This window comes from Bradyrhizobium sp. UNPF46 (genome assembly GCF_006658625.1).
GTDB classification, from domain to species: Bacteria; Pseudomonadota; Alphaproteobacteria; order Rhizobiales; family Xanthobacteraceae; genus Bradyrhizobium; species Bradyrhizobium nitroreducens.
The window spans coordinates 21,785-34,258 of the sequence record NZ_LFJB01000040.1; the positions used below are offsets into that span (position 1 = coordinate 21,785).

Consider the following 12,474-nt stretch of genomic DNA (forward strand, 5'->3'; position numbering starts at 1 on the left):
CGTCCAGCGATCGTCCAAGATCATTGCCAGCTCCGCCGCGTCTGTCGCGGCGATCCGAAAACAAGTCATCTCTGAAGGATATTCGTCATGGCACGCGTCAAACGCGGTGTGACCGCCCACGCCAAGCACAAGAAAGTCTACAAGGCCGCCAAGGGCTTCTACGGCCGCCGCAAGAACACCATCCGCGCCGCCAAGCCGGCCGTGGAGAAGGCCCAGCAATACGCCTTCCGCGATCGCAAGCGTAAGAAGCGGACGTTCCGCGCGCTCTGGATCCAGCGCATCAACGCTGCCGTCCGTCCGTTCGGCCTGACCTACAGCAAGTTCATCGACGGTATGGCCAAGTCGGGGATCACCGTGGACCGCAAGGTGCTGTCGGATCTCGCGATCAGCGAGCCTGCGGCGTTCCAGGCGATCGCCGAGAAGGCCAAGGCCGCTCTCGCGGCGTAAGGCGGCCAAGGCCGCCCAGTTGCGGCCCGAGGCTCGCGCTAGCGGGCCCTCTGGCCCGCAGCCTTCAGTGCGCGTTGCGAGGTGCGCTGGGCGACCTCCGCCCGGCAAAAAGCTGCAAACGAGAGATACATGGTGCCGGACTTGTTCCGGTACTTCTGATCGCAGGCGCGCATCTCGCGTTTGTATGCCTGCTGCTGCGCCGTGTTGAGACCCGGCAGGAAGTCCGCCTCGCACTTCTTTTCGACGGCGGCGCCGAGCTGGACGTCCCCGCTCGCCGTCAATTGGCAATCCTGAAACACCTTCATCGCGCTTTCGCAGCTCTTCTGCTTGGTGATGGTGTCGACGACCTCATCCAGCGTCATGGATGTCTCCATGCAGACCATGGCGCGCGCAGGGGTGCCTGCGACCGAGAGGACGCCGGTCAGGGCGGCAAGAACAACGGCAGCACAGGATCTGGAAAGCATCGCGAAAGTCTCCTCGTACCGTCGTTGGTCCCGGGCCCCCGCGTGAGGTTCAACCCAGCCGTTCCAGGCCGAAAATGACCGGCTTTTCGCTTGACGTTACCGCCTTCCGGCGGCGACAACCCAGCCGAATTTGGAGCCAAGGATTTGACAGTGTCCGACCTCGCAACGCTCGAAACATCCATCCTCGACCAGATCGCCGCCGCCGGCGACGAAGCCGCGCTCGAAGCCGTGCGTGTCGCAGCGCTCGGCAAGAAGGGCTCGATCTCGGCGCTGCTCGCCACGCTCGGCAAGATGTCGCCCGACGAGCGCAAGACGCAGGGTGCGGCGATCAACCAGGCCAAGGACAAGGTCACCGAGGCGCTCGCCGCAAGGCGCGACGTGCTGAAATCGGCCGCGCTCGATGCCCGGCTTGCATCCGAGACCGTCGACGTCACGCTGCCGCTGCGCGAGGCGCCGACCGAAGCCGGCCGCATCCATCCGCTGAGCCAGGTCTGGGACGAGCTGACCACGATCTTCGCCGACATGGGATTCTCGGTCGCCGAAGGCCCGGATATCGAGACCGACGATTACAACTTCACCAAGCTGAATTTTCCGGAAGGCCATCCGGCGCGCGAGATGCACGACACGTTCTTCTTCCATCCGAAGGAAGACGGCTCGCGCATGCTGCTGCGAACCCACACCTCGCCGGTGCAGGTGCGCACCATGCTGAGCCAGAAGCCGCCGATCCGCGTGATCTGCCCGGGCCGCACCTACCGCATCGATTCGGACGCGACCCACACGCCGCAATTCCACCAGGTCGAGGGCCTCGTCATCGACAAGACCTCGCATCTCGGCCACCTCAAATGGATCCTGCACGAGTTCTGCAAGGCGTTCTTCGAGGTTGACCACATCAACATGCGCTTCCGCCCGTCGTTCTTCCCGTTCACCGAGCCGTCGCTGGAAGTCGACATCCAGTGCCGCCGCGACAAGGGCGAGATCCGCTTCGGCGAGGGTGAGGACTGGCTGGAGATTCTCGGCTGCGGCATGGTGCATCCGAACGTGCTGCGCGCCTGCGGCATCGATCCCGACGAGTACCAGGGCTTTGCCTGGGGCATGGGCATCGACCGCATCGCCATGCTGAAATACGGCATCGCCGATCTGCGCCAGCTGTTCGACAGCGACGTCCGCTGGCTGAGCCACTACGGCTTCAAGCCGCTCGAAGTGCCAACGCTTGCCGGAGGGCTGAGCTCGTGAAATTCACCCTCTCCTGGCTGAAGGACCATCTCGAGACCGACGAGCCGCTCGACAGGCTTGCCGAGAAGCTCACCATGATCGGGCTCGAGGTCGAGACCATCGAGGACAAGGCGAAGGCGCTGAAGCCGTTCACCATCGCGAAGGTGATCTCGGCCGAGCAGCATCCGAATGCGGATCGCCTGCGCGTCTGCATGGTCGATACCGGCAACGGCGGTGCGCCGGTGCAGGTCGTGTGCGGCGCACCGAATGCGCGTGCGGGTCTCGTGAGCGTGTTCTCGCCGCCCGGCACCTACATTCCCGGCAAGGACATCACGCTTGGTGTGGGCACCATCCGCGGCGTCGAGAGCCGCGGCATGCTGTGTTCGGCGGCCGAGCTGCAGATCTCCAACGACCATGACGGCATCATGGAATTGCCCACGGATGCGCCGATCGGCGCTGCTTACGCCGAATGGGCCGGGCTCGGCGATCCCGTGGTCGAGATCAATCTGACGCCGAACCGGCAGGATTGCACCGGCGTGCACGGCATCGCGCGCGACCTCGCCGCCGCCGACATGGGCAAGTTCAAGGACCCCGTCATCAAGCCGATCAAGGGCGAATTCCCCTGCCCCGTGAAGGTCACGGTCGAGGACGCCAATTTGTGTCCAGGCTTCGCGCTTCGGCTCGTGCGCGGTGTGAAGAACGGGCCGTCGCCGGAATGGCTCCAGAAGCGGCTGACCGCGATCGGCCTGCGCCCAATCAACGCGCTGGTCGACATCACCAACTTCATGACCTACGACCGCGCGCGGCCGCTGCACGTGTTCGACGCCAGGAAGGTGAAGGGCAATCTCGTGGTGCGCCGCGCCCGCGACGGCGAGACGCTGCTTGCGCTCGACGGCCGCACCTACAATCTCGATCCCGCGACTTGCGTGATCGCGGACGAGCACGGCGTCGAATCGCTCGCCGGCATCATGGGCGGCGAAGCGTCGGGCTGCGACGAGAACACCACCGACGTGCTGATCGAATCGGCGCTGTGGAACGAGATCAACATCGCCCAGACCGGCCGCAAGCTCGGCATCAATTCGGACGCGCGCTACCGCTTCGAGCGCGGCGTCGATCCAGCCTTCATGGTGCCCGGTCTGGAACTGGCGACGAAACTCGTGATGGAGATGTGCGGCGGCACGCCGTCCGAGAATGTCGTGGTCGGCAAATCCTTCGGCGACGACCGCGTGATCGAATTCCCGATCACCGAGGTCAGGCGCCTCTCCGGCATCGAGGTGCCGCAGCCGGAGATGAAGCGCATCCTGACGCATCTCGGCTTCATGATGGCGGGCCCGGGCCCGGTCGTGAAGGTCGCGGTGCCCTCGTGGCGCTCCGACGTGCACGGCAAGGCCGACATCGTCGAGGAGATCGTCCGCATCTTCGGCGTCGACAAGGTGCCGATGACACCGTTCGAGCGCGGCGAGGATGCGCGCAAGCCGGTGCTGACGCCGCTGCAGCTGCGCACGCGCCGCGCCCGGCGCGCGCTGGCAAGCCGCGGCATCATCGAGGCCGTGACCTGGTCGTTCATCACGAAAGCTGCGGCCGAATTGTTCGGAGGCGGCCAGCGTGAGCTGGAAGTGGCCAACCCGATCGCATCTGACCTCTCCGACATGCGTCCGACGTTGCTCGCGGGCCTGATCGCGGCAGCTCAAGCCAACGCCAATCGCGGCGTGAACGATGTCGCGCTGTTCGAGGTCGGTCAGATCTTCAAGGGAGACCGTCCGCAGGACCAGTTCCTGGCGGCGAGCGGTGTTCGCCGCGGCTTTGCGTCGTCGGAAGGTCTCGGACGGCACTGGACCGGCTCGGCGCAGGCCGATGTGTTCGACGCCAAGGCCGATGCGCTGGCGGTGCTGGCAGCAAGCGGCGCGCCGATGCAGGCCCTGCAGATCGTCGCTGGCGGCCCGAAATGGCTGCATCCCGGCCGCTCCGGCACGATCCAGATCGGGCCGCAAAACGTGCTCGGCACTTTCGGCGAAGTGCATCCGCGCGCGCTGGAGGCTCTCGGTGCCGACGGTCCGCTTGTCGTGTTCGAGGTGATCCTCGACCGTATCCCAGAGGCCAAGAAGAAGCCGACCCGCGCAAAACCCGTGATCGAGCTGTCGGCATTCCAGCCCGTGTCGCGCGACTTCGCCTTCATCGTCGACCGTGGCGTAAAGGCCGCCGACATCGTCCGCGCCGCCCAGGGTGTCGACAAGAAGCTGATTGCCGGCGTGAACGTCTTCGACGTCTACGAGGGCAAGGGCATCGACGACGGCAAGAAGTCGATCGCGGTCGCGGTCACGCTCCAGCCGCGCGAGAAGACGCTGACCGATCAGGAAATCGACGGTGTCGCGGCGAAGATCGTCGCCGAGGTCACGAAGAAGACCGGCGGCGTCCTGCGCGGATGACCTTCGCGGATTTCCTTCCGAAGGACGTCAGCCTCACCATTGCGATGGCGCTCTGCGCCGTCGCTTTCGTTTCGGGCACCGCCCGCGGCTTCTCCGGCTTCGGCTCGGCGCTGATCTTCATGCCGCTCGCGAGCAGCATTGCCGCGCCACGGCTGGTCGCGGCGCTCCTTCTCGTCATCGATTTCGTCGCGGCGGCGCCGCTGCTGCCGGACGCGTGGCGGAAGGCTGACCGCAAGGCCACCGCCGTGATCGTGCTGGGCGCGCTGGTCGGCGTTCCCGTCGGCACCTATTTCCTCAGCGTGCTGGAGCCCGTCACCACGCGCTGGATCATCTCCGGCTTCGTCGCCGCGCTGCTGCTTCTGCTGCTGTCAGGCTGGCGCTATCGCGGCAAGGACCACGCCTGGCTCTCGGTCGGCATCGGCGGCCTCTCCGGCTTCTGCAGCGGCCTTGCGCAGACCGGCGGCCCGCCGATCGTCGGCTACTGGCTGGGACGCCCGATCGCGCCGATCGTGGCGCGCGCCAATATATTGCTGTTCTTCGGCGCGTCGGATCTGTTCTCGATGATCAGTTACGCGTCCACGGGACTGATCTCGCGCGAGTCACTCTTGCTCTCGCTGATCGTCGGGCCGGTCTATGCGATCGGCGTCGCCTTCGGCGCCTCGCTGTTCGGACGTACCAGCGAAAAGGTGTTTCGCGGCATCTGCTATGCGCTGATTGCGATAGCGGTGATCGCCGGGCTGCCGGTGCTGGACGGAATTTTGCGGTGACTCTCTCTACGGGTCGTCCCTGCGTTCGCAGGGACGACAGTTGGTGGCGAGCTTAGTTGGGCCTACTGCCGCGGCACGCGCCGCTTCTTCATCGACTGCGTCGGCACGTCGGGCTCGTCTTTCAGCGCGCCGATCTTGCGCAAGGCCGCGTCCGCGGCGCGCTCGCCGCTTTCCCAGGCGCCGTCGACCGTGCCCCACAGCGTCTCATGGGTTGCTTCGCCGGCGAGGAACAGATTGCCGATCGGTTCGGTCAGGATCTTTCGTGAAAGCTGGCCGCCGGGAGAAGCCGCCGACATCGCGCCCATCACGTAAGGTGACGCATTCCAGCGCGTCGCGCTGGTCTTCTGCACGGCGGACGCGGCTTCGCTGCCGAACAGCTTTGTGATCCATTCCTGCGCGAAGGCCGCCATCGCCTTCTCGCCCTGCTCGGAAAGATCGCGGCCGAACGCGCCGCCGACGTCGATCGAGCAGAGCGAGGAGCCGCCGATATTGGCGAACATCAGCGCCGTGCGGGTCGAATTGCTCTGCTCGATGAGGATATCGTCGCGCGACAGGCCGAGCGGATTGCCCGGCAATTGCAGCGCGATGCGATCGTAGCTGCCGAGGCCGAGCTTTGATGCCGCGTCCAACGTGCGCTTGGGAATATCGGGCGTGAACTTGATCATGCCCGATGTCAGCACGTTGGTGGAGACCGTGACGATGACGGCGCGCGCGGCGATCTTGCCGGCTTGCGTCTCGACGCTGACGTCGCGGTTGCTCCAGGCGACCCGGCTCGCCGCCGTCGACAGCGCCACCGGCGCCTGCTCGCCGAGCTTCGTGATCAGCGTGCCCAGGCCCTGACGGCAGGCAATGGCCGCGTTGCGGTCCTGCGCGCGCCCCTTGTCGATCGCGGAGAGATCCTTCAAGTCCTTGCCGGCAAAGCCCGCGCCGAGCATGAACTCGGCGGCGCCCGCCCAGTCGCCGAGATCCTTGGGCAGCACGGAGGCGCAGGAGGTATCCAGCTTGGCCCGCGAGGCCTCGTCGATGGCGCGATTGGCGCGCACCAGCGCCGCCAAAAACTGCTCGGTCTCGCCCGCGCGCGCGTTGCGACGCCCGATACGCATCTTCTGGCCTGTGGGGGCCGGCAACACATCCAGCCCGACACTGCGCGCAAGCCTGATCATCGGATTGGTGTCGGGATTGTGCATCCAGCGCGCGCCACGCTCGAACGGCACCTCGAAGGTGGTGCTGTCGGTGATACAGCGGCCGCCGATCTGGGCTCCCGCTTCCACCACGATGACCTTGCGGCCCGTTGCCATGATGCGCCGCGCTGCGGCGATACCGGCAGCCCCCGCACCGATCACGACGATGTCAGCCTCGCGCGGCAGGGGCGCGGCGCCTGCGCGCAGGACCGGCAGCGCGGCAACAGCCGCCGACGCGACAAGGAAACCGCGGCGCGTGATTGTCATGTCATGGTTTCCGAGGACTTGCGGCTGACGGGAACACTCGGCGAACCTTGCCGTATCTGATGTTGCACGGCAACCATCATGGTGAATCAATCGTGCTTGACCTCACGGACTGATGAACCGAATCGCAAGACGTTTCGACCATGATAGAGAAGGGAAAAAGACGGCCGGAAAAGGCCGTGGGGGGAGCTTGAAATGGGGACGGTCCTAGATTCAGTCGGCAAGCTGATTGCCGCGTACCTCTCCAAGGAGGTGCCGGGCTACGAGCCGTTCACGCCGAGCGACCCGGAACATCTGCGCGGCGTCATCGAACCCGGCGACGTGCTGCTGGTCGAGGGCAACAACCGCATCTCCGGCATCATCAAATATCTGACGCAGTCAACCTGGTCGCATGCCGCGCTCTATGTCGGGCCGGTCGAGGGCGCCGAGGAGCCCGACGGCGAGCCGCATGTGCTGATCGAGGCCAATATCGGCGAGGGCGTCACCTCGGCGCCGCTGTCGAAATATTTCCCGTACCACACCCGCCTCTGCCGCCCGGTCGGGCTGTCCTATGAGGATCGCACCACGGTCTGCCGCTATGCGATCAACCGCATCGGCTTCGGCTACGATACCAAGAACATCGTCGACCTCATGCGTTACCTGTTCCCACTGCCGATACCGCAGCGTTGGCGGCGCCGCATGATCGCAATCGGCTCGGGCGACCCGACCAAGATCATCTGCTCGGCGCTGATCGCGCAGGCCTTCGATGCGGTGCGCTATCCGATCCTGCCGAAGATCACCAAGGCCGGCAGCCGCGCCGCCCGCCGCGAGATCCTGCACATCCGCGATTCCTCGCTCTACATGCCCCGCGACTTCGACATCTCGCCCTATTTCGAAGTCGTCAAACCCACCATCGTGCACGGGTTCGACTACACAGCCTTGCACTGGGCCGACAAGCAGAAGCCGCTCGAGGAGGTAGCGGGCTCGTTCGGTGTGTTTCCAGAAACGTTCATGGCGCCGCCGCTCGTTCCTGAAGCGGTTGACCAAGAAGCGCCGGATGAGATTCCGGCTGAGCAAGTGAGTGCGCAGCCTCCGGTGGGCGGATGCGTCCCCGCACACGTCCCGCTGCTGAAGAAGCTCGCAATGTACCGCCCGAGGCGGCGCGGCCTCGCCCGCGAAAGGGCGGCGTAGCCCCGCTATCGTCGCTTGCGAAAGCAGGGACGACGGCAGTGAGCATGGCGAGATCTCGCCTCCACAGCCGTCTTGCGAGCGCAACGAAGCAATCCAGAATCCCTCCGCGGAGGCCGTCTGGATTGCTTCGTCGCATCAGCGCAAAATTGCTACGCAATCTTGTCGCGACCTTCTCGCAATGGCTGCGGAATATTGCCCTACCGCTCCGCCCGTCCGATCACCGCCATCAGCTCCGCGATCTTCGCGCGCTGATCGGCCTTGTCGCCGCTCGCGATCGCGTGCTCGACGCAATGGGCGACGTGGTCCTTCAGGATTTCCTCCTCGACCCGACGCAGCGCGGCACGCACCGCCGAGATCTGCGTCACGATGTCGATGCAGTAGCGGTCTTCCTCTACCATTTTGGAGAGGCCACGAACCTGACCTTCGATCCGGCCGAGCCGTTTTCCGACAGATGCCTTGATGTCCTTGCGCATGAGGTCTATATACCCTTACCGGGTACGGGTAGCAAGACCACGGACAGGGGCCGGAGCAGGGAAATGAACAACAACGAGCACGAGCATCGCCACGACGCGGAAACGCAGTCCGGATGCGGCTGTTCCTCGAAAGCTGCACCGCCGGCGGCGAAGCCTGCCGGCTCCTCGTGCTGCGGCGGCCACGGCGATCATTCCGGCCATGGCCATCATCACACCCATGACCACGGTGACGCCTTGACCAAGGTCAAGGACCCGGTCTGCGGGATGACGGTCGATCCCGCGACCTCGAAGCATCGCTTTGAACATCAGGGCGAGACTTTCCATTTCTGCTCGGCCGGCTGCCGCACCAAGTTCGCCGCCGATCCCGCCAAATATCTCGCCAAGGAGACGGCACCTGAGCCCGAGATGCCGGCGGGCACGATCTACACCTGTCCGATGCATCCGGAGATCCGCCAGGTCGGACCCGGCAGCTGCCCGATCTGCGGCATGGCGCTGGAGCCCGAGGTGGCGAGCCTGGAGACCGGGCCCAATCCGGAGCTCGCCGACATGACGCGGCGATTCTGGATCGGCGGCGCGCTGGCGCTGCCGGCGGTGGTGCTGGAGATGGGCGGCCACCTCGCCGGCCCGCACAACTGGATCGACCCGACGCTGTCGAACTGGATCCAGCTCGTCTTCGCGACGCCCGTGGTGCTGTGGGCCGGCTGGCCGTTCTTCGTTCGCGGCTGGCAGTCGCTGCTGACGCGCAATCTCAACATGTTCACGCTGATCGCGATGGGCACCGGGGTTGCCTATGTCTACAGCCTCGCCGGCACTCTCGTGCCGCGGGCCTTCCCTGATGCGTTCCGCGGCCATGAAGGCGCGGTCGCGGTCTATTTCGAGGCGGCGGCCGTCATCACCGTGTTGGTCCTGCTCGGCCAGGTGCTGGAGCTGCGGGCCCGCGACGCGACCTCTGGCGCGATCAAGGCGCTGCTGCAGCTGGCCCCGAAGACCGCGCGCCGCGTTGACGACACCGGCAGCGAGCATGAGGTCGAGATCGACACGCTTCATGCCGGCGATCGTTTGCGCGTTCGCCCCGGCGAGAAGGTGCCGGTCGACGGCCTCATCCTGGAGGGGCGTTCCTCGCTCGACGAATCCCTCGTCACGGGCGAATCCATGCCTGTCACCAAGGAAGCCGGCGCAAAGGTCATCGCAGGTACGCTGAACCAGTCGGGCAGCTTCATCATGCGCGCCGACAAGGTCGGACGCGAGACGTTGCTGTCGCAGATCGTGCAAATGGTCGCCGACGCGCAGCGCTCGCGCGCACCGATCCAGCGTCTGGCCGATCAGGTCGCGGGCTGGTTCGTGCCGACCGTCATCGTCGTTGCCCTCGCCGCCTTCGCTGCCTGGGCCTGGTTCGGCCCGGAGCCGCGGCTGGCCTTCGGTCTCGTCGCCGCCGTCAGCGTGCTGATCATCGCCTGCCCGTGCGCGCTGGGCCTGGCGACCCCGATGTCGATCATGGTCGGCGTCGGCCGCGGCGCGCAAGGTGGCGTGCTGATCAAGAACGCCGAGGCGCTGGAGCGGATGGAAAAGATCGACACGCTGGTGGTCGACAAGACGGGCACGTTGACCGAAGGCAAGCCCAAGGTGGTCGCGATCGTGCCCGCGTCCGGTTTTGCGGAAGACGACATCCTCCGGCTTGCGGCCAGTGTCGAACGCGCCAGCGAGCATCCCCTGGCCGACGCCATCGTGCGGGCCGCCAAGGAGAAGCAGCTCGCTCTCGGCCAGGTCGAGCATTTCGACTCGCCGACCGGCAAGGGCGCGACCGGCAAGGCCGAGGGCAAGACGATCGTGCTCGGCAATGCCAAATATCTGACCTCGATCGGCATCGACACCACGGCGCTCGACGCTGAAGCCGAACGGCTGCGTGGCGACGGCGCCACTGTGATCAACATGGCCGTCGACGGCCTCCTCGCCGGCCTGTTCGCGATCGCCGATCCGGTCAAGGCCTCGACCCCGGAGGCGCTGAAGGCGTTAGCTGCCGAAGGCATCAAGGTGATCATGCTGACCGGCGATAACCGCACCACGGCTGAGGCCGTGGCGCGCCGGCTCGGCATCGCCGATGTCGAGGCCGAGGTGCTGCCGGATCAGAAGAGCGCGGTGGTGACCAAGCTGCAAAAGGCCGGCCGCATCGTCGCGATGGCCGGCGACGGCGTCAACGATGCGCCGGCGCTGGCCGCAGCCGAAGTCGGCATCGCCATGGGCACCGGCACCGACGTCGCAATGGAGAGCGCTGGCGTGACCCTGCTCAAGGGCGATCTCATCGGCATCGTCCGCGCGCGAAAGCTGTCGCAGGCGACCATGAGCAACATCCGCCAGAACCTGTTCTTCGCCTTCATCTACAACGCCGCCGGCATTCCGATCGCGGCCGGCATCCTCTATCCCACATTCGGCGTGCTGCTCTCGCCGATCATCGCGGCGGCGGCGATGGCGCTGTCCTCGGTGAGCGTGGTCGGGAATGCCTTGCGCCTGCGTGCGACGCAGCTGTGAGAGTGACCAAATCCGTGTAAAACAGCCATTCGGCGATATGGGCGGAGAGGACCCGATGCAGCGAATTACGATCACGATCGAGGACGATCTCCTGGCGGAGATCGACGCGGCGGCGGAAGCACGCGGCTACCAGAACCGCTCCGAGATCATCCGCGACCTCGCCCGTGCCGGGCTTCAGCAGTCCACCGAGGACACCGCGCAGACCGGGCAATGCGTCGCCGGCCTCGTCTATGTCTACGACCACGCCGCGCGCGATCTGTCGAAACGACTGGTGCAGGAATTCCACGGCCACCACGATCTCGCGCTGGCGACCCTGCACGTCCATCTCGACGACGACAATTGCATGGAGATGACGGCGCTGCGCGGCTCGGCCGACGAGGTCAAGCATTTCGCCGACCACATCATCGCAGAGCGCGGCGTGCGCTACGGGCGCGTGGTGATGATCCCGACGGGGGACGGCAAGCCGACGAAGGGGCGGAAGCACGGGCACCGGCACGGGTAGGCTACTCTAGGCGCGCGTAGCGGATCTTACCCTCCCCTGGAGGGGGAGGGTCGATCGCGCGTAGCGCGAGCGGGGTGGGGTGACAGTCTCTCCACCGAGGCGGTGCCCGTGGGGAAAGATCACCCCACCCCGGCACGCGATCTCGCTTCGCTCGATCACGTGCCGACCCTCCCCCTCCAGGGGAGGGTAAGCAAGGGCTCGCGCCGTGTTCGCAGCCGTCCGCAGCGCGGCCACCCTCCCCTTGCCGAAGCCGCAATCGGTGTCTACCTCTCGCTGGTCATTTACCTCTGAGGGTCCCCATGCTGGATGCCGCCATCAAGGCGCTGTCGCAAATGATCTCGCCGCCGATGCGCTCGATCCTGTGGCGATCGATCGGGCTGGCGCTGGTGCTGATCACCGTGCTGGCGATCGGCCTGCAGCGGCTGCTCAGCTGGTTTGCGACCTCCGGCGAGGTATGGCTGGAGGGCCTGCTCGGGCCGGGCTGGCACGCCTCGCTCGAGGTCTTGTCCTGGATCGTCTCGATCGCGGCGGGCCTCGGCGTCGTGTTCGGCGGCATCTTCCTGATGCCGGCGATCACCTCGCTGGTGGCGAGCCTGTTCGTCGACGACGTCGCCGACATCGTCGAGCGCGAGCATTATCCCGCCGAGCAGCCGGGCCTTGCGCTGCCGTTCAGCCAGGCGATCCTCGAAGGCGTCAAGACCGCGCTGCTGACGATTTTGGTGTACCTCGCCGCGTTGCCGCTGGTGCTGTTCGCCGGCGCTGGTTTCCTGATCTTCTTCCTCGCCACCGCCTGGCTGCTGGGCCGTGAATATTTCGAGCTCGCGGCGATGCGCTTCCGCTCGCCGGAGGAAGCCAAGGCGATGCGGCGCGACAATGCCGCGACCATCTTCACCGCCGGCCTCTTCATCGCGGCCTTCGTCTCGATCCCGATCGTCAATCTGGCGACGCCGATCTTCGCCATGGCCTTCATGGTTCACATGCACAAGCGGCTGTCAGGCCCGCGACCCGAACTGATCGAGCCGGCGCGGCAGATGCGGTGACG

General features: G+C 66.0%; 11 protein-coding genes. 8 read left to right on the plus strand and 3 right to left on the minus strand.

The genetic code is table 11. The annotated features are described in order from the left end of the window. The first annotated feature begins 87 nt into the window (after positions 1-87). The gene (gene rplT, locus UNPF46_RS16360; protein ID WP_097663298.1) at positions 88-447 is read left to right on the plus strand and encodes a 50S ribosomal protein L20; all 360 of its coding nucleotides are present in this window, start codon (positions 88-90) and stop codon (positions 445-447) included. 38 nt (positions 448-485) lie between these two features. On the opposite strand, the gene UNPF46_RS16365 is transcribed toward rplT, so the two are convergent. Beyond that, the gene (locus tag UNPF46_RS16365) at positions 486-911 is read right to left on the minus strand and encodes a hypothetical protein (RefSeq protein ID WP_142250690.1); all 426 of its coding nucleotides are present in this window, start codon (positions 909-911) and stop codon (positions 486-488) included. A gap of 150 nt (positions 912-1,061) precedes the next feature. Here UNPF46_RS16365 and pheS point away from each other — a divergent pair, with 150 nt between their 5' ends. From pheS to UNPF46_RS16380, 3 genes are read left to right on the plus strand one after another with little or no spacing between them, the layout of a single operon-like run. Beyond that, a complete protein-coding gene (pheS, locus tag UNPF46_RS16370; RefSeq protein WP_100177826.1) occupies positions 1,062-2,144 on the plus strand; it encodes a phenylalanine--tRNA ligase subunit alpha in 1,083 nt (360 codons plus the stop codon). Next, complete coding sequence (gene pheT / locus UNPF46_RS16375) at positions 2,141-4,549, plus strand: phenylalanine--tRNA ligase subunit beta (RefSeq protein ID WP_142250691.1); 2,409 nt, start codon at positions 2,141-2,143, stop codon at positions 4,547-4,549. The genes pheS and pheT overlap by 4 nt, the downstream gene beginning before the upstream one ends. Continuing rightward, on the plus strand, positions 4,546-5,316 hold the full coding sequence (locus UNPF46_RS16380; protein ID WP_100177828.1) for a sulfite exporter TauE/SafE family protein: 771 nt from the start codon (positions 4,546-4,548) through the stop codon (positions 5,314-5,316). The genes pheT and UNPF46_RS16380 overlap by 4 nt, the downstream gene beginning before the upstream one ends. A 62-nt stretch (positions 5,317-5,378) precedes the next feature. Here the strand turns inward: UNPF46_RS16380 and UNPF46_RS16385 are convergent, their stop codons facing one another. Next, positions 5,379-6,764, minus strand: coding sequence for a flavin monoamine oxidase family protein (locus UNPF46_RS16385; RefSeq protein WP_142250692.1), 1,386 nt, complete (start codon positions 6,762-6,764; stop codon positions 5,379-5,381). Between the two features lie 192 nt (positions 6,765-6,956). Here UNPF46_RS16385 and UNPF46_RS16390 point away from each other — a divergent pair, with 192 nt between their 5' ends. Then, positions 6,957-7,931, plus strand: a complete 975-nt coding sequence (locus tag UNPF46_RS16390; protein ID WP_142250693.1) for a YiiX/YebB-like N1pC/P60 family cysteine hydrolase — start codon at positions 6,957-6,959, stop codon at positions 7,929-7,931. A 197-nt stretch (positions 7,932-8,128) separates the two neighbouring features. Here UNPF46_RS16390 and UNPF46_RS16395 read toward each other — a convergent pair whose 3' ends face one another. Beyond that, a complete protein-coding gene (locus UNPF46_RS16395) occupies positions 8,129-8,404 on the minus strand; it encodes a metal-sensitive transcriptional regulator (RefSeq protein WP_100177831.1) in 276 nt (91 codons plus the stop codon). A gap of 63 nt (positions 8,405-8,467) precedes the next feature. Between UNPF46_RS16395 and UNPF46_RS16400 the strand changes: the two genes are divergently transcribed. The 3 genes from UNPF46_RS16400 to UNPF46_RS16410 all read left to right on the plus strand — a co-directional run bounded on the left by UNPF46_RS16400 (position 8,468) and on the right by UNPF46_RS16410 (position 12,472). Next, positions 8,468-10,930 carry a heavy metal translocating P-type ATPase gene (locus UNPF46_RS16400; protein WP_142250694.1) on the plus strand — a complete coding sequence of 821 codons (2,463 nt, stop codon included), beginning with the start codon at positions 8,468-8,470 and terminating at the stop codon, positions 10,928-10,930. A 55-nt stretch (positions 10,931-10,985) separates the two neighbouring features. Then, complete coding sequence (gene nikR / locus UNPF46_RS16405) at positions 10,986-11,432, plus strand: nickel-responsive transcriptional regulator NikR (RefSeq protein ID WP_142250695.1); 447 nt, start codon at positions 10,986-10,988, stop codon at positions 11,430-11,432. Positions 11,433-11,731: 299 nt separating this feature from the next. Next, entirely contained in the window at positions 11,732-12,472 is a 741-nt protein-coding gene (locus UNPF46_RS16410) for a sulfate transporter family protein (RefSeq protein WP_142250696.1), read from the plus strand. Positions 12,473-12,474: the final 2 nt, after the last annotated feature.